The 15,576-nt window shown below is 65.6% G+C and carries 16 protein-coding genes; 4 read left to right on the top strand and 12 right to left on the bottom strand.

The annotated features are described in order from the left end of the window. Positions 1 to 70: 70 nt before the first annotated feature. Positions 71 to 778, bottom strand: coding sequence for a TetR/AcrR family transcriptional regulator (locus ACVI1L_RS00860; RefSeq protein ID WP_456782055.1), 708 nt, complete (start codon positions 776 to 778; stop codon positions 71 to 73). Between the two features lie 107 nt (positions 779 to 885). On the opposite strand from ACVI1L_RS00860, the gene ACVI1L_RS00865 reads away from it, so the two are divergent. Further along, positions 886 to 1,512, top strand: a complete 627-nt coding sequence (locus tag ACVI1L_RS00865; RefSeq protein ID WP_456782056.1) for a hypothetical protein — start codon at positions 886 to 888, stop codon at positions 1,510 to 1,512. 12 nt (positions 1,513 to 1,524) lie between these two features. Here the strand turns inward: ACVI1L_RS00865 and ACVI1L_RS00870 are convergent, their stop codons facing one another. Both ACVI1L_RS00870 and ACVI1L_RS00875 read right to left on the bottom strand, forming a co-directional pair. Beyond that, on the bottom strand, positions 1,525 to 1,758 hold the full coding sequence (locus ACVI1L_RS00870; RefSeq protein WP_456782057.1) for a hypothetical protein: 234 nt from the start codon (positions 1,756 to 1,758) through the stop codon (positions 1,525 to 1,527). Between the two features lie 28 nt (positions 1,759 to 1,786). Further along, on the bottom strand, positions 1,787 to 2,152 hold the full coding sequence (locus ACVI1L_RS00875; protein ID WP_456782058.1) for a lysozyme inhibitor LprI family protein: 366 nt from the start codon (positions 2,150 to 2,152) through the stop codon (positions 1,787 to 1,789). Positions 2,153 to 2,323: 171 nt separating this feature from the next. On the opposite strand from ACVI1L_RS00875, the gene ACVI1L_RS00880 reads away from it, so the two are divergent. After that, positions 2,324 to 3,343 (top strand): adenylate/guanylate cyclase domain-containing protein, encoded by a 1,020-nt coding sequence (locus ACVI1L_RS00880; protein ID WP_168857164.1) that lies wholly within the window; start codon positions 2,324 to 2,326, stop codon positions 3,341 to 3,343. 193 nt (positions 3,344 to 3,536) lie between these two features. Next, on the top strand, positions 3,537 to 4,643 hold the full coding sequence (locus tag ACVI1L_RS00885; RefSeq protein WP_253625866.1) for a DUF2336 domain-containing protein: 1,107 nt from the start codon (positions 3,537 to 3,539) through the stop codon (positions 4,641 to 4,643). Positions 4,644 to 4,800: 157 nt separating this feature from the next. Here ACVI1L_RS00885 and ilvC read toward each other — a convergent pair whose 3' ends face one another. From ilvC to miaA, 8 genes are all read right to left on the bottom strand, one after another. After that, the gene (ilvC, locus tag ACVI1L_RS00890; RefSeq protein ID WP_018272993.1) at positions 4,801 to 5,820 is read right to left on the bottom strand and encodes a ketol-acid reductoisomerase; all 1,020 of its coding nucleotides are present in this window, start codon (positions 5,818 to 5,820) and stop codon (positions 4,801 to 4,803) included. 150 nt (positions 5,821 to 5,970) lie between these two features. After that, entirely contained in the window at positions 5,971 to 6,579 is a 609-nt protein-coding gene (locus ACVI1L_RS00895) for a LysE family translocator (protein ID WP_057015047.1), read from the bottom strand. Positions 6,580 to 6,586: 7 nt separating this feature from the next. Next, positions 6,587 to 7,462 (bottom strand): EamA family transporter, encoded by an 876-nt coding sequence (locus tag ACVI1L_RS00900; protein WP_057015046.1) that lies wholly within the window; start codon positions 7,460 to 7,462, stop codon positions 6,587 to 6,589. A 35-nt stretch (positions 7,463 to 7,497) separates the two neighbouring features. Next, entirely contained in the window at positions 7,498 to 8,193 is a 696-nt protein-coding gene (locus tag ACVI1L_RS00905) for a class I SAM-dependent methyltransferase (RefSeq protein WP_028332477.1), read from the bottom strand. Positions 8,194 to 8,196: 3 nt separating this feature from the next. Continuing rightward, positions 8,197 to 8,739: an acetolactate synthase small subunit gene (gene ilvN, locus ACVI1L_RS00910; RefSeq protein ID WP_016841057.1), complete on the bottom strand. Its 543-nt coding sequence runs from the start codon at positions 8,737 to 8,739 to the stop codon at positions 8,197 to 8,199. A 21-nt stretch (positions 8,740 to 8,760) separates the two neighbouring features. Further along, positions 8,761 to 9,747 (bottom strand): threonine dehydratase, encoded by a 987-nt coding sequence (locus ACVI1L_RS00915; protein WP_456782059.1) that lies wholly within the window; start codon positions 9,745 to 9,747, stop codon positions 8,761 to 8,763. A gap of 207 nt (positions 9,748 to 9,954) precedes the next feature. Further along, on the bottom strand, positions 9,955 to 11,730 hold the full coding sequence (locus tag ACVI1L_RS00920; RefSeq protein WP_168857166.1) for an acetolactate synthase 3 large subunit: 1,776 nt from the start codon (positions 11,728 to 11,730) through the stop codon (positions 9,955 to 9,957). A 359-nt stretch (positions 11,731 to 12,089) separates the two neighbouring features. Continuing rightward, on the bottom strand, positions 12,090 to 13,019 hold the full coding sequence (gene miaA / locus ACVI1L_RS00925) for a tRNA (adenosine(37)-N6)-dimethylallyltransferase MiaA (RefSeq protein ID WP_316393871.1): 930 nt from the start codon (positions 13,017 to 13,019) through the stop codon (positions 12,090 to 12,092). Between miaA and serB the strand changes: the two genes are divergently transcribed. Then, positions 13,018 to 13,923: a phosphoserine phosphatase SerB gene (gene serB, locus ACVI1L_RS00930; RefSeq protein WP_168857167.1), complete on the top strand. Its 906-nt coding sequence runs from the start codon at positions 13,018 to 13,020 to the stop codon at positions 13,921 to 13,923. The genes miaA and serB overlap by 2 nt on opposite strands. A 97-nt stretch (positions 13,924 to 14,020) precedes the next feature. Here the strand turns inward: serB and ACVI1L_RS00935 are convergent, their stop codons facing one another. Beyond that, positions 14,021 to 15,517, bottom strand: coding sequence for a Do family serine endopeptidase (locus tag ACVI1L_RS00935; RefSeq protein WP_253589639.1), 1,497 nt, complete (start codon positions 15,515 to 15,517; stop codon positions 14,021 to 14,023). Between the last annotated feature and the right edge of the window lie 59 nt (positions 15,518 to 15,576).

Below are 15,576 nucleotides of genomic sequence, written 5' to 3' on the forward strand. Positions count from 1 at the left end.
AATTGAATCGTCATGAACGCGCAATGAATTTGCCTGCCCAAGCCTGGCCGCGGCAGGCAGTGCGCGTGCCTTAAACTTTGGCGGCCGGCGCGGCGTGGCTCGCGATACCCGCGATGAAGAGATCGACGATGTCGGCAGCCATCTGCTCGACCTCCGCATCGCCGACACCCCAGCGCGGCAAATGACCGTCGATGTGCATCCGCGCGAAGCCATAGACCAGCGCGCGGCCGGCGATCTGGACCTGCCTGAGGTCGCGCGTCCCGAGTTGGCCAGCTGAAAATGCCTCCGCCAGCGTGCGCTCGGTCAGGCCGATCAACTCGGCATTGTCGCCGGAGACGGCGGCCGAGCGGTCGTGGTCGAAGAAGCGGCGGCTGGAGATGATCTCGAAATGGGTCGGGTTCTTCATCGCCCAGCGCAGATAGGCGATCCCGAGATGGCGGAAGCGGCCGAGCGGATCACCTGACGGCGCCTCGGCCAACGCCGCCTCGATCTCGGCGCGAAAGCGGCGTTGCGCCTCCTCCGCCACCGCATTCATCAGCGCGTCCCGGCTCAAGAAATGCCGGAACGGCGCGCCCGGCGAGACCCCGGCGCGGCGCGCGGCCTCGCGGACGCTGACCGCCTCCGGCCCGCCCTCGCCGACCAGTTGCATGGCGGCATCGATCAGGACCCGGCGGAGATCGCCGTGGTGATACGGCCTGGCCGCCTGCGCCCGCGTCGCGACCGGACGCGGCTTGGCGGGCCGGCGGCCGGTGGGCGGGCTTTTGGCGGGGCGGCGCATGGCGATCCTCTAGCATCACCCGCTTGTGAATGTAAGCGATGATTACACGGATTGACCGCGCGCGGGCACGAAATGTAACTGGTGATTACATAAACGGGAGGCGAGATATGGCGACGCATCGCAACTGGTTCGAGGGCTGGCGGCTGTTTGGCCTGCTCACGCTCACCCTGATCGGGCTTTCGATCTGGATCGCCGCCATGCGGCAGTTCGAGGTCGAGGGCGTGCGGATGGTGATCCGCTTCACGGCGCGGACCTCGCTCTTGTTCTTCTGCCTCGCCTTCTCGGCGGCGGCGCTGGCGCGGCTGTGGCCGAACGCCTGGACGCACTGGCAGCGCCGCAACCGCCGTTATTTGGGCGTCACCTTCGCGGCCTCGCACGCCATCCATGCGGTCGCGATCGCCGCCTTCGCGATGCTGAATCCGCCCGGCTTTGCGGCCGCGACCTCGATCGTCTCCTACGTCTTCGGCGGTATCGGCTATCTCGCCATCATCGCGCTGACCGCGACTTCGTTCGATCGCACGGCTGCACTGCTCGGCCCGCGCGCCTGGCGCAGGCTGCATCTGATCGGCGGCTATTATCTGCTGCTGCAGTTCATGGTCTCGTTCGGCAAGCGGATTCCCGAGATGCCGCTCTACGCGCTATTCCTCGTGCCGCTCGCTGCGGTGTTCGCGCTCAGGATGATCAGCATGGCCGGCCGGCCCGCGCCACGTCAGGCGCAGGCGCAGGCGAGCTAAGATCGGGCCACCTTACACCAGGTGAAACTTGCGGCCGAGCTGGCGATGAACCGATAGCACCGCGCGGTCGACGTCGCTGATCAGGCTGTCGCCGAGCACGACGTTCGGAATCTCCCAGTTGCGTCCGATCTGCGCATCGGGCAGCCCGGCGATCGCCGGCACGCGCGCGGTCTCACAGCCGGGCTGGGCGCGCAACGCCTCATCCGCAAGCCGGGTCAATTCGTCATGGCTCTTTCCATCAGTCATGACCTCGGTCCTGACTCCGGAAGATGGCTCACTGATGGCCAAGATTCTCCAGTTCCTTAGCGCGGGCTTCGGTCATGCTGCGCATGCATTCACCGGCATCGAGCCGGGCGATAGTGCCCTCGCCGAGGTCGTAATACAGGCAGTTGGCGTCACGATACTGGATCCATAGCCGCTGCGCGGTGCGCAGCTGTTCGCGCTGCTTGTCGTCGGCGGCATCCTTCAACGCCTTCTGGTAGGCGACGTTCATCCGCTTGTCCCACTGCGCGGTCTTGGCCTTGAGGCATTCGACCATCTGGTAGGTGCCGCCGTCGCAGGATGGCTCGCCAACGCTCTGATCGCCGGCGCGGGCAACCGGCGGGGTGAAGGCGATGAAGACGGCCGTCAGAACGGCCATGAGCCTGCACGCGCCTGTGGTGACAGCCGATGTCATGCCACTTTCCCTGTTCGATCGATCCTGTCGTCGCAGCATACATGAGTGCCGCCGCGATGCATCCCGTCCACCGCCGGTCGCGCCGCAGCTGGCCTTCCCGGTCCGCGCAGGATATTTCATATGCATGGAGGGACCATGCGGCGCGCCGTGACGCCTGTGATCGTCTTGGCGGTGTTCGGCCTGCTCGTCGGTGGGCTGTTTCGCTATGCGTTCGATGAGTCCGACGAGGCCTCCGTCTCGAATTATGTGCGCAGCGCCCTCGACGGCGCAGCCCTCACGGTGATCGTCTGGGCGACGCATCTCTATCTGGCCGCACGTGGTGGCTGGCTGCGACGGCAATCACTCATCGTCGAGCTGATCGGCCGCTCTGTGATCCTCGCCGTCACCGTTGCGGCCGCCGCGATCGTGCTGGAAATCGTGCTTTACGGGCATGGGCTCGAAGCCAAGTGGATGCGCGAAACCTTCCTGAAGATCATTGGCGTCGGCCTGCTGCTGTCGATCCCGATCACGACGATCTACGAGCTGGTCCGGATGATCGGCGGGCACACGCTGCTCAGCATCGTGCTCGGACGCTATCGGCAGCCGGTGCGCGAGGAGCGCGTGCTGCTGTTCCTCGACCTGGTCGGCTCGACGACGCTAGCGGAATCGATGGGCGAGCTGCGCGTGCAGGAATTGCTGACGCGCTTCTTCTTCGACATCGACGAGCCGATCGTGTCGCACGGCGGCGAAGTCCACGCCTATGTCGGCGACGAAGTGATCGTGACCTGGCCGGCCAATGCCGACGGGCGATGGCGGCGGTATCTCGATTGCGTGTTCGCGATCGAGGATCGCCTCGCCAAGCGGGCCGATCAATATCGCAAGGAGTTCGGCGTGGTGCCCGCGTTTAGGGCCGGGATGCATGCCGGTCCGGTCGTCATCGCGGAATGCGGGGACTCGCGGCGGCAGATCGCCTATTTCGGCGACACCGTGAACGTCACGGCGCGGCTGCAGGCGCATTGCAAGGAGGCCGGCCGTCCGCTGCTGGTATCGGGCGACTTGCTGCGCCTGCTGCCGCCGGACCGGGATTTGGTCGTCGAGCCGCTCGGCTCGACGCAATTGCGCGGACGTGCCGCCTCGATCGACATCTTTTCCGTCGCGCGGCGCGTATCGTCCTAAACGATCTCTTAAAATGCACCGGCATCAGCTTCCGCCGAGCCGAAAGCGCGCATTGAATCGAGTCCGGTCGCAGCCTGTTAAGGATGCGACGCACACCGTATTTGCACCGGGTTCCACCTTAACGCAGGTGTAAGACCGCGCCCCGCATGGTGTGCAGACAGGTGTCATTCAACAAAAACAAGGTTGCCCATCGATGGCGCAACAGGCGTCACAATCGATTATTGCCGAACTCGAGGATGCGGTCCGGGACGGGACATCGGCCAAGCGTGTGCAGACGCTGCGGCAGGTCACCGATCTGTTCCTGAACGACGGCGACCGCCTCAACGATGAACAGGTCAAGGTGTTCGACGACGTGCTCTGCCTCTTGGTCGCGCGCGTCGAGACCCGTGCGCGGGCCGAGCTCAGCAAGCGGCTCGCCCCGCTCGACTATGCGCCGTTCGAGGTGATTCAGCACCTCGCCTGGGACGACGACATCAGCGTCGCCGGCGACGTGCTGACCCACTCCAGCCGCCTTTCGAACGACGCCCTGCGCGAGATCGCGAGCAGCAAGGGCCAGGACCACCTGTTCGCGATCTCCGCGCGGGAAAACCTGCCGCCTTCCGTCACCGACGTGATCATCGACCGCGGCGAGGACAAGGTGATCCGGCGTCTCGCCAAGAACGCCGGCGCGCAGTTCTCCGACAACGGCTATTCCAGCATCGTCGCCCGCGCCGAAGGCGACGACGAGCTGGTCGAGATCCTCGGGCTGCGCATCGACATTCCGGCCAAGCTGCTGCGCGACCTGCTGCAGCGCGCCAAGGATACGGTGCGCGCCCGCCTGCTCTCGATCGCGTCGCCCAGGGCGCGCGAGGAGATCAGCCAGGTGCTGAACGACATCGCCCAGGAAGAGGCCGCGGCGCCGCGCCGCAACTACGGCATCGCCGAAGAGCTGGTCAAGCTGATGAAGCAGCTGAACGAGCTCGACGATGCGGCCGTCTACAAATTCGCCGAAGGGGGCAAGCTCGACGAGGTCACGGTCGCGCTTGCCGTGCTCAACGACATGCCGATCGCGATGATCGAACGCCTGATGCTCGGCCTCCGCTCCGACCTGATCCTGATCCCGTGCCGCTCGGCGCGGCTCAACTGGCCGACGGTCGAAAGCATCCTGCGCAACCGGCCGCTGCCGCTGCCGCTCGACAATGCGACGCTCGAGATCGCGCAGCGCGATTACCGCCGGCTCTCGCTGGAAACCGCGCAGCGCACGGTGCGGTTCTGGCAGCTGCACAACAGGATCGAGAAGCAGCCGATGGCGGCCGGCTAGCGGCCGCTGCGCCTCTGCGACAAAGAAAAAGGGTGGGCAACGCGCCCACCCTTTTTCATCACAGCGTCATTCCGGGGCGCCTCGAAGAGGCGGACCCGGAATCTCGAGATTCCGGGCTCGGTCCTGCGGACCGCCCCGGAATGACAGGCCTCGCCTGTCAGTTCTTGCTCTTGTCGACGAGCGCGCCCTTCTTGATCCAGGGCATCATGTCGCGCAGCTTGGCGCCGACTTCCTCGATCGGGTGTGCGGCGAGCTTGGCGCGGGTCGCCTTGAACGAGGTCTGGTTGACCTTGTTCTCCAGCATCCAGTCGCGGGCGAACTTGCCGCCCTGGATGTCGGCCAGCACGCGCTTCATCTCCGCCTTGGTCTCGGCCGTGACGATGCGCGGACCGGTGACGTACTCGCCGTATTCGGCGGTGTTGGAGATCGAGTAGTTCATGTTGGCGATGCCGCCTTCATAGATCAGGTCGACGATCAGCTTCACTTCGTGCAGGCACTCGAAATAGGCCATCTCGGGCGCGTAGCCGGCCTCGACCAGGGTTTCGTAGCCGCCCTTGATCAGCTCGACCAGGCCGCCGCAGAGCACCACCTGCTCGCCGAACAGGTCGGTCTCGCACTCTTCCTTGAAGGTGGTCTCGATGATGCCGGCGCGGCCGCCGCCGATCGCCGAGGCGTAGCTGAGGCCGAGGTCATGGGCGTTGCCCGACGAATCCTTGGCGATCGCAATCAGGCAGGGCACGCCGCCGCCACGCTGGTATTCCGAGCGCACGGTGTGGCCGGGGCCCTTCGGCGCGATCATCAGCACGTCGAGGTCGGCGCGCGGATCGAGCAGGTTGAAGTGCACGTTGAGGCCGTGGGCGAACACGAGCGCCGCGCCCTTCTTCATGTTGTCGTGCAGGTGCTCGCGATAGATGTCGCCCTGCAGCTCGTCCGGGGTCAGCATCATGACGAGGTCGGCCCACTTGGCGGCTTCGGCGACTTCCATCACCTTGAAGCCGGCGTTCTCGGCCTTCTTGGCCGAGGCCGAACCCTTGCGCAGCGCAATCGCCACTTCCTTGACGCCCGAATCCTTCAGGTTCAGCGCGTGGGCGTGGCCCTGGCTGCCGTAGCCGACGATGGCGACCTTCTTGCCCTTGATCAGGTTCAGGTCGGCATCGCGATCGTAGTAAACTCGCATCGTGGTTTCCTCGTTTGAAGGGGGCCAAAATCGGCCGATGAATCAGGCTTTCGGAAGGTCAGAACCGCCGGGCGCCCGCGAATTTCCGGCGTTGTCTAGAGCATTTTCCCCCTCAGGGGAAACCCTCATCTCGCATGGCGCGGTGCGGCATCATGCGTCCATGAAGACCGGGTAGAGCGAGGCCAGCAGCAGGATGGCCATCACCACATTGAAGGCGCGGATCGCCCGGGGCGAGGTCAGGATCGGCCGCAGGGCGGTCCCGAACAGCGCCCAGACGACGCAGGACACCGTGCCCAGGATCAGGCTCAGGCCGACCTGGATCGCGATGTTCCAGGGAAAGGCGGCAATTGCCGCATAGGCCGTGATGGTGCCGATCACCATCACCCAGCCCTTGGCATTGATCCACTGGAACATGGCGGCGCCCCAGAACGTCATCGGGCCGCGGCCGCCCCTGTCGTCCTTGTCCGCCGAGGGCGGCTCGGCCATGGCGATGACGGCGGCGAGATAGATCAGGTAGGCGACGCCGCCATATTTCAGGATCGTCTGCAGCACCGGATAGGCGATGAAGACGGTCCCCAGCCCGACGCCGACCGCGCCGACCATGAAGGCGAAGCCGACCGTGATGCCGGCGATGTGGGGCACTGTACGGCGGAAGCCGTAGGTCAGCCCCGACGACAGCAGCATGATGTTGTTGGGGCCCGGCGTGAAGAACATCACGACCGCGAACACGACAAAGGCGAACAGCAGCGAATTCGACATGGTGCCCTCACGCGACTTTCGGCAGAGCTTTTGGCCGCTTCGACAGCAGCATCACGGCGATGCCGGCGATCACGGTGACCATGCCGGCCAGCCGCAGCGGCCCGAATGTCTCGCCGAACACGATGCTCGACGCGGCGGAGCCGACGAACGGCACCAGCAGCGCGAACGGCACCACCTGCGCCGCCGGATAATCCCGCAGCAGCCGGCCCCACAGCCAGTAGGCGATGCTGGTCGAGATGCCGCCGAGGCAGAGCATGCAGACGAGCCCGGTCAGCGACATGTGGGTCAGCGCATGCCAGGTCGGCTGCGGGCCGTTCGTGATCAAGGTCAGCACCGCAAGCGGCACCGCGGCTGACAGGCACAGCCAGGCGAACAGATCGAACATCGGCGCGCCGTTCGCCTGCCGCAGGAGAAGATTGCCGATCGCGAAGCTGATCGGGCAGATCATGATGATCGCAAACGCGGCGACGCTGAAGTCGTAGCCGACCGTCCCGCAGATCATCAGCAGGCCGAGCGCGGCGATCGCGATGCCGATTGCCTGGCTCCGTGTCGGGATTTCCCCGAAGGCCAGGGCGGCGAAGGCGATGGTGAAAAGCGCCTGGCTCTGCACGATCACGCTGGAAAGCCCGACGGGAACGCCATGCGCGATCGCAAAGGCCTGTGCGAGGAACTGGCCGAGGAACAGCGTTGAGCTGATCGCGATCAGAAGCGGCCAGGAAACGCCGGGCTTGCGCAGGAACAGGCACGGCAGCGCGGCGATGGCGAAGCGCAGCGTCGTCATCAGCTCCGGCGAGAACTCATCGAGCGCGATCCGGCTTGCGACGAACGCAAGCCCCCAGATCACCGCGACCATGACGGCGATGCCAACATCGGCCGGCTTCATTGTTGTTCTTCTTGTGCTTCCGTTTCGGTCGGGATCTAGATCTGTTCGTCGGGCTTCGGTTTACGCAGCAGATAGGTGCCGTGCAGCGGCGCGTGGTAATCAACGGAGACCAGCGTGAAACCGGTCTCGGTCAGCATGCGCTCCATCACCCAGCCGAAGGTCGAGTATTCGTCGCGCATATGGGTGATCACGCTTTCGCGCTCGAAGCCGTGATTCTTGATCGAGAAGTCGGCCCATCCTTCGACATCGCGATCGACACCGTCGGGCATGCCGACGAACACCATGTCGCGCAGGTAGAAGTTCGCGCCGGGCTTCAACGCGTTGAAGATTCGCGACAGCGCCACCGCCTTCCAGAAGTCCGGCAGATGGTGCAGCGTGAACTCGCTGACGATGAGGTCGTAGGAATTCGGTTGGTAGGCGAACGACAGCAGGCCGGCCGGCTGGGTCCGGATCTTCGCCTTGCGGTCGCGCGCATAGATTTCGGCAAGCCCGATCATCGCCGGCGAGATGTCGATGGCGTCGACCTCGGCGCCCATCAACGCCGCCTCGGTGGCCAGCACGCCGTTGCCGCAGCCGATATCGGCGATCCGCCAGCCCGGCTTGACGCCGAGCATGGTCAGCGCCTGGCGGGCACGGACATCGCTGTCCTCGCTGACGTCATAGATCGAGGCCACCGCGGTATCGAGACCGACCTGCCGCCGTTGCGTATAGTACCAGTCGCGCGCCAACATGACTCACATCCCTTCCGGCCCACGCGTGATCGCGGCCACCCCGGTTCGTGACACTTCGACCAGGCCCAGCGGACGCATCAGGTCGATGAACTGACTGATCTTGGACGAATTGCCCGTGATCTCGAACACGAAGCTCTCGGTCGTGGCGTCGATCACCCGGGCGCGGAACGCGTCCGCCAGCCGCAGCGCCTCGACGCGGTGATCGCCACCGCCCCGCACCTTGACCATCGCAAGCTCGCGCTCGATCGAGCTGCCGGTCAGCGTCATGTCGACGACGCGGTAGACCGGGATCATGCGGTCGAGCTGATGCTTGATCTGCTGGATCACCATCGGCGTGCCGGTGGTGACGATCGTGATCCGCGAGAGATGTTTCTGGCTCTCCGTCTCCGAGACGGTGAGACTCTCGATGTTGTAGCCGCGGCCGGAGAACAGGCCGATCACGCGCGCGAGCACGCCGGGCTCGTTCTGCACGAGCACGGACAAAGTATGCGTCTCGTTGGGATCGTGACGCTCTTCGAGGAAATAGGCGGATGCGGGCTGGTTCATGGTCGTCCCCTTACATTCTGTTCACGCCACCGCCCGCTCGGCGGCCGGCGCAGCATCCGTTCCGATCCAGGTCCGGAACAGATCGAAATCGATATTGCCGCCGCTCAGGATCAGGCCGACCCGCTTGCCGGCGAGCCTGTTCTTTTCCTGCAGCGCGGCCGCGAGCGCCGCAGCGCCCGCGCCCTCGGCGAGATTGTGGGTGTCGGTCCAGTAGGCGCGGATCGCCTGCCCGACCTCGTCGTCGCTGACCTGCACGATGCGGGAGGCACCCTTGCGGATCAGCGCGAACGCATCCGCGTCCGGAATCCGCGTCGCCATGCCGTCGGCAAGGGTGTTGCTGGACTCGGTGGTGACGATCTTTCCGGCCGCAAACGACAGCGCATAGGACGGCGCCTCGGTCGACTGCACGCCGACGATCTCGGTCTTCAGCCCAAGCAGGTCGCGCGCCATGATGCAGCCGCAGATGCCGGAGCCCTGCCCGATCGGCACATAGAGAATGTCGAGATCGGGCGCGGTACGGAACAGTTCGAGCGCGTAGGTCGCGACACCCAGCACGAGGTCCGGGTGGAACGACGGCACCATGTGCAGGCCGGCGAATTGGGCGCGGCGCTCGGCCTCTTCCCGCGCGGCCTGGAAGTCGTCGCCGTGCTCGACAAGCTCGGCCCCGAACGCGTGCATGGCGCGGTTCTTCTCGACCGAGTTGCCGCGCGGCACGTAGATCGTCGCCGACACGCCCTGACGTCCTGCCGCGAACGCCAGGCTCTGGCCGTGATTGCCGCGCGTCGCCGAGATGATGCCGGGAACGTCGGGCCGCTCGCGCTTCAGCCGTTCGAGATAGACCAGGCCGCCGCGCACCTTGAAGGCGCCGGTCGGCGTGTGGTTCTCATGCTTGACCACGACCTCGGTGCCGAGCCGCTCCGCCAGCAGCGGCCAGGCGTACGCCGGCGTCGCCGGCACCGCGGTGCCGACGATCCGGTGCGCGCGCTCGAGCTCGTTGAGGTCAAACATGGGAGCCGCCCTCCATCCGAGCGCGCGATAAGTTCCGTCTCCCCGCTCTTTGCGGGGAGAGGGTTGGGGTGAGGGGCTGCTTCCAGAGCAATGGTGAGAGACGGATTCGCGGAGACTCCCCCTCAGCCGGATTGCGCTTGCGCGCAATCTGACCTCTCCCCGCAAGCGGGGCGAGGTGAAAAGAGAGTGCTCCACGTCGATCCATCATCACACCAGCGCCTTGCCACCGGAGAAGGCCTTCGCGGTGGCCTCATCGGTCGCCTCTTCCGGCAGCAGCATCTCGTTATGCGCCTTGCCGGACGGGATCATCGGGAAGCAATTCTCCAGCGCGGCGACGCGGCAATCGAACAGCACCGGGCGCTTGATCGAGATCATCTCCTTGATCGCGCCGTCGAGATCGGACGGCTTGGTCGCCTGCAGCCCGACGCAGCCATAGGCGTCGGCGAGCTTGACGAAGTCCGGCAGCGCCTCGGAGTAGGAATGCGACAGGCGGTTGCCGTGCAGCAGCTGCTGCCATTGCCGCACCATGCCCATGTACTGGTTGTTCAGGATGAATATCTTGATCGGCAGCTCGAACTGGACCGCCGTCGACATCTCCTGGATCGTCATCTGCACCGAGGCGTCGCCGGCGATGTCGATCACCAGGCTGTCCGGATGCGCCACCTGCACGCCGACCGCGGCCGGCAGGCCGTAGCCCATGGTGCCGAGACCGCCCGAGGTCATCCAGCGGTGCGGCTCCTCGAAGCCGAAGAACTGCGCGGCCCACATCTGGTGCTGACCGACCTCGGTCGTGATGTAGGTGTCCTTGCCGCGGGTCAGCTCGAACAGGCGCTGGATCGCGTATTGCGGCAGGATGATATCGTTGTTCTTGCGGTAGGACAGCGAGTTGCGCGCGCGCCATTGCGCGATCTGCTGCCACCACGACTTGATGTCCGGCTTCTTGGCTTCTGCCTTGAACACCTGCAGCAAATCGCCGAGCACGTTGCCGGCGTCGCCGATGATCGGCACGTCGACGCGGATGTTCTTGTTGATCGAGGACGGGTCGATGTCGATGTGGATCTTCTTCGAGCCCGGCGAGAAGGCGTCGGTACGGCCGGTGATGCGGTCGTCGAAGCGCGCGCCGACGCACAGCATGACGTCGCAATCATGCATCGTCATGTTTGCTTCGTAGGTGCCGTGCATGCCCAGCATGCCGAGCCAGTTCGGGCCCGAAGCGGGATAGGCGCCCAGCCCCATCAGGGTCGAGGTGATTGGGAAGCCGGTCGCCTCCACCAGCTGGCGCAGCAGTTTCGAGGCCTCAGGACCCGAATTGATCACGCCGCCGCCGGAATAGATCACGGGACGTTTGGCATTGGCGAGCATCGCCACCGCCTTGCGGATCTGGGTCGCGTCGCCCTTGACGCGCGGCGTGTAGGAGATGTGCACGTCCGACTTGCGCGGCGGATGATAGGTGCCGGTCGCGAACTGCACGTCCTTCGGCACGTCGACCACGACCGGGCCGGGCCGGCCGGTGGTGGCGACATAGAAGGCCTCGTGCAGCACCCTGGCGAGGTCATTGACATCGCGGACCAGCCAATTGTGCTTGGTGGCGGGCCGCGTGATGCCGACCGTATCGCACTCCTGGAAGGCGTCGTTGCCGATCAGATGGGTCGGCACCTGGCCGGTGATGCAGACCAGCGGGATCGAATCCATCAGCGCGTCGGTCAGCGGCGTCACCATGTTGGTGGCGCCGGGGCCCGACGTCACCAGCACCACGCCGGGCTTGCCGGTCGAGCGGGCATAGCCTTCGGCGGCATGGCCGGCGCCCTGCTCGTGACGGACCAGGATGTGCTCGACCTCGCTCTGCTGGAAGATCTCGTCGTAGATCGGAAGCACCGCACCGCCGGGATAGCCGAAGACATGCTGCACGCCGTGATCGATGAGCGCGCGCACGATCATCGCGGCGCCGGTCATCTGATTGGGATCGTGGCTCTTGTCGGTCATGGTTCGCTCCGGATGCGCTTGTTTTTGCGCGGCTTTTGTCAGTTCTCGTCAGTTCGGCTTCGGGCAATAAAAAGGGGCCCTAGAGGCCCCATGCACACCGCCCGAATTTGGATGGCCGCTAGCCATCCCCGGCGGTGTGCCTGGGTACGACGGCGATAAGCAGCTTGGTAATAATGTTGCGCACGATACGACCCAGTCTTCCCAAAGGTTGCGCGAACATAGCGGCCAAAGCCTGAATGTCAAGGCAAGGCAAGCACTTTCGCGATTTCCGTACTCTACCGGGGTTCCGCTCGTTCGGCGAGTGTTTTTGCGCAGGCGAACGCGCATGGCTGACGGGCGTGCGGGCCCCCCGGCCCGGGCTACGGGACCCGACTCTCCAGCCATTCCCCGCCAGCTTCCGGCACCACCCATTCGAATTCCGGGAGCTGATGGCGAAACCAGGTGAACTGGCGCTTCGCATAATGGCGGGTGTCGGCCCGGCCGATCTCGGCGGCCTCCTCGCGGCTGATCTCTCCCCTCAGGTGCCGGATCAGCGCCGGCACCCCATGGGCCTTCATCGCCGGCAGCAACGGATCGAGCCCACGCGCCGCCAGCGCCGCGACCTCGTCGAGCGCGCCGGCATCGAGCATGACACCGAACCGGGCGTCGATCCGTGCATAGAGCCTCTCGCGCTCCGGCGCGAGAAACAGCGCATGAAAATCGCCCGGCGGCAGCAGTGGCGGCAGGCCCTCGCGATGCCAGTCCGGCAGCGGGCGGCCGGTGGCCTCGACCACCTCGAGCGCGCGCGCGATGCGGGTGCGGTCGCGCGGCTTCAGCCGCTCGGCCGACACCGGATCGCGCGCTGCAAGCTCGGCATGCAGCGCCTCGACGCCGTGCTGCTCGAGCCGTGCGCGCACGCCGTCGCGCACATCAGCCGGGATCGGCGGCACCGCCGACAAGCCGCGCGTCAGCGCCTTGAAATAGAGGCCCGAGCCACCGATGAAGATCGGCAGCCGTCCCTGCTCACGCGCCTCGCCGAGCACCTTCGCCGCATCGGCCACCCAGGCGCCAGCGGAGAAATTCACGCCGGCGTCGACATGGCCATAGAGCCGGTGCGGAACCAGCGCCTCTTCGCCTGCAGTCGGCCGCGCGGTGATGATCCGGAGGTCACGATAGACCTGCATGGAGTCGGTGTTGATCACGACCCCGCCGGTCCGCTGCGCGAGTTCGAGCGCCAGCGCCGACTTGCCGCTGGCGGTCGGCCCTGCGATAAGCACTGCCTTGTTCAACAATCCCGAATGCGCCTGCATGTCCCTCGTTGCCACGCTGATCTGCAATCCTGCAACCCCCGCGCTCGACTCCACCATCGTCGACGGTGCGCGGGCCGTGCTGCCCTCACCCGGCCCGGCGCAGTGGCTGTTCAACGAAGTCGCCGCCGACATTCCGTTCGAAAGCGAGGACAGCAGCAGGGACGGTATCAAGACAATCGAGGAACGCCTTCGCCAGGCCCGCGGCGACCTGCCGATCGACATCGTCGTGCAGCCTCGGATCGCCCGGCGCAAGAAGCTTTTTCTGGCCGACATGGATTCCACCATGATCGGCCAGGAGTGCATCGACGAGCTCGCCGACTTCGCCGGGCTCAAGGCCCATGTCGCTGCGATCACCGAGCGTGCCATGCGCGGCGAGATCGAGTTCGAGTCCGCGCTGCGCGAGCGGGTGGCGCTGCTCAAGGGACTGCCGGTCAGCGTGGTCGACGAGGTGCTCGACAAGCGCATCACGCTGACGCCGGGCGGCCGCGAACTGGTCATGACCATGCGCGCGCACGGCGCCTATACCTGCCTGATCTCGGGCGGCTTCACCTTGTTCACCAAGGTGGTCGCGGCGAAGGTCGGCTTTCAGGAAAACCGCGCCAACCAGTTGCAGGTCGTGGACGGCAAGCTGACCGGTGAGGTGGTCGAGCCGATCCTCGGCCGCGCCACCAAGCTCGCCACCTTGATCGAGCTCACCGAGTCCTTCGATCTCGACGAGATCGACACCCTTGTGGTGGGCGACGGCGCCAACGATCTCGGCATGATCCAGGCTGCGGGCCTCGGCGTAGCCTATCACGCCAAGCCGGCGGTCGCGGCCGCGGCCGCGGTCCGGATCGACCACGGCGATCTCACCGCGCTGCTGTACGCGCAGGGCTACCGGCGGGATGAGTTCGTGGCGGGGTAGCAAACCATCATTCCGGGGCGATGCGAAGCATCGAACCCGGAATCTCGAGATTCCGGGTTCGGTCCTGCGGACCGCCCCGGAATGACGTATGTGAATGTTACTGCACGCCGAGCGCGACGAAGCGCAGTTCGCCATCGCCGTTCGAGACCAGCAGCAGCACCGACTTCTTGCCGTCCTTCTTGAGTTGATCGACGCGCTTCTTGATGTCAGCGGCGCTCGACACCGCCTCCTGCGCCACCTCGACGATGACATCGCCCGCCGACAGCCGCTTCTCGGCGGCATCGGAATTGCCGTCGACGCCGGTGACGACGACGCCCTTCACGCTGTCCTTGATCTTGTACTTGGTGCGCAGGTCCTTGCTCAGCGCCGCGAGGTCGAGACCGAGCGCCTTCTGGGTCACCGGCTTCTCGGCGGTGTCGTCCTTCGACTTGGCGTTGACCTGCTGAACCTTCTCATTGTCCTCGAGCCGGCCGAGCGTGACCTTGCGGGTCTCCTCATTGCCCTTGCGGATGACGACGACGTCGACTTCCTTGCCGACCGCCGTGTCGGCAACGATGCGCGACAGATCCTTGGGGTCCTTGACGTCCTTGCCGTCGAACTTGACGACGACGTCGCCGGGCTCGATGCCCGCCGGCTTGGCCGGCCCCTTGTCGTCGACGCCGGCAACCAGGGCGCCGCGCGCCGGCTTGATGTTGAGGCTGTCGGCGATCTCGTCGGTGACCTGCTGGATGCGCACGCCGAGCCAGCCGCGGCGCAGCTCGCCGAATTTCTGCAGCTGGTCGACCACGCCGGCCACGGTCTTCGACGGCACGGCGAAGCCGAGGCCGATCGAACCGCCGGTCGGCGAGATGATCAGCGTGTTGACGCCGATCACCTCGCCATCGAGGTTGAACAGCGGACCGCCGGAATTGCCGCGGTTGATGGCGGCGTCGGTCTGGATGTAGCTGTCATACGGGCCCTGGCTGATGTCACGGTTCTTGGCCGAGACGATGCCCGCGGTCACCGTGCCGCCGAGGCTGAACGGGTTGCCGATCGCGACCACCCAGTCGCCGAGCCGGATCTTGTCGCTGTCGCCGAACTTGACCGCGGTGAGCGGCTTCGGCGGCTTGAATTTCAGGACCGCGAGGTCGGTCTTCTTGTCGACGCCGACCAGCTCGGCCTTGATCTTGGTGCCGTCGTTGAGGATGACGTTGATCTCGTCGGCGTCGGCGATGACGTGGTTGTTGGTGACGACGATGCCCGCGGTGTCGACGATGAAGCCTGAGCCGAGCGAGTTGGTCTTGCGCGGCTGGAACTCACCGCTCTTGTCGCCGCCCTTGCCGGGCGGTCCGCGGCGGTTCTTGAAGAAGTCGTCGAAGAATTCCTCGAACGGCGAGCCCGGCGGCAGCTGCGGCATCGTCCGGTCCTTGGCCTCGACGGTCTGCGACGTCGAGATGTTGACGACGGCGTCGATCACCTTCTCGGCGATGTCGGCGATGCCTTCAGGACCGCGTGCGAACGCCGGCACGGAGCTCAGCATGCTCGCAGCACCGATCGAGATCGCGGCTCCCATCATGCGGAGGCGACGGCTCAGGGCTGGTCTGGCAGCGGTCATGTCAGAGTTTCTCCAGGCAAACGGGTTCAAATGAGCTAGTTATAGAGTGCGCCCGAACA

Source organism: Bradyrhizobium sp. USDA 4516, from assembly GCF_054055915.1.

Bases quoted from the DNA above. Each gene is read 5' to 3' on its own strand.
- ACVI1L_RS00860 (WP_456782055.1), bottom strand. From the start codon at position 778: ATGCGCCGCCCCGCCAAAAGCCCGCCCACCGGCCGCCGGCCCGCCAAG.
- ACVI1L_RS00865 (WP_456782056.1), top strand. From the start codon at position 886: ATGGCGACGCATCGCAACTGGTTCGAGGGCTGGCGGCTGTTTGGCCTG.
- ACVI1L_RS00870 (WP_456782057.1), bottom strand. From the start codon at position 1,758: ATGACTGATGGAAAGAGCCATGACGAATTGACCCGGCTTGCGGATGAG.
- ACVI1L_RS00875 (WP_456782058.1), bottom strand. From the start codon at position 2,152: ATGGCCGTTCTGACGGCCGTCTTCATCGCCTTCACCCCGCCGGTTGCC.
- ACVI1L_RS00880 (WP_168857164.1), top strand. From the start codon at position 2,324: ATGCGGCGCGCCGTGACGCCTGTGATCGTCTTGGCGGTGTTCGGCCTG.
- ACVI1L_RS00885 (WP_253625866.1), top strand. From the start codon at position 3,537: ATGGCGCAACAGGCGTCACAATCGATTATTGCCGAACTCGAGGATGCG.
- ilvC (WP_018272993.1), bottom strand. From the start codon at position 5,820: ATGCGAGTTTACTACGATCGCGATGCCGACCTGAACCTGATCAAGGGC.
- ACVI1L_RS00895 (WP_057015047.1), bottom strand. From the start codon at position 6,579: ATGTCGAATTCGCTGCTGTTCGCCTTTGTCGTGTTCGCGGTCGTGATG.
- ACVI1L_RS00900 (WP_057015046.1), bottom strand. From the start codon at position 7,462: ATGAAGCCGGCCGATGTTGGCATCGCCGTCATGGTCGCGGTGATCTGG.
- ACVI1L_RS00905 (WP_028332477.1), bottom strand. From the start codon at position 8,193: ATGTTGGCGCGCGACTGGTACTATACGCAACGGCGGCAGGTCGGTCTC.
- ilvN (WP_016841057.1), bottom strand. From the start codon at position 8,739: ATGAACCAGCCCGCATCCGCCTATTTCCTCGAAGAGCGTCACGATCCC.
- ACVI1L_RS00915 (WP_456782059.1), bottom strand. From the start codon at position 9,747: ATGTTTGACCTCAACGAGCTCGAGCGCGCGCACCGGATCGTCGGCACC.
- ACVI1L_RS00920 (WP_168857166.1), bottom strand. From the start codon at position 11,730: ATGACCGACAAGAGCCACGATCCCAATCAGATGACCGGCGCCGCGATG.
- serB (WP_168857167.1), top strand. From the start codon at position 13,018: ATGTCCCTCGTTGCCACGCTGATCTGCAATCCTGCAACCCCCGCGCTC.
- miaA (WP_316393871.1), bottom strand. From the start codon at position 13,019: ATGCAGGCGCATTCGGGATTGTTGAACAAGGCAGTGCTTATCGCAGGG.
- ACVI1L_RS00935 (WP_253589639.1), bottom strand. From the start codon at position 15,517: ATGACCGCTGCCAGACCAGCCCTGAGCCGTCGCCTCCGCATGATGGGA.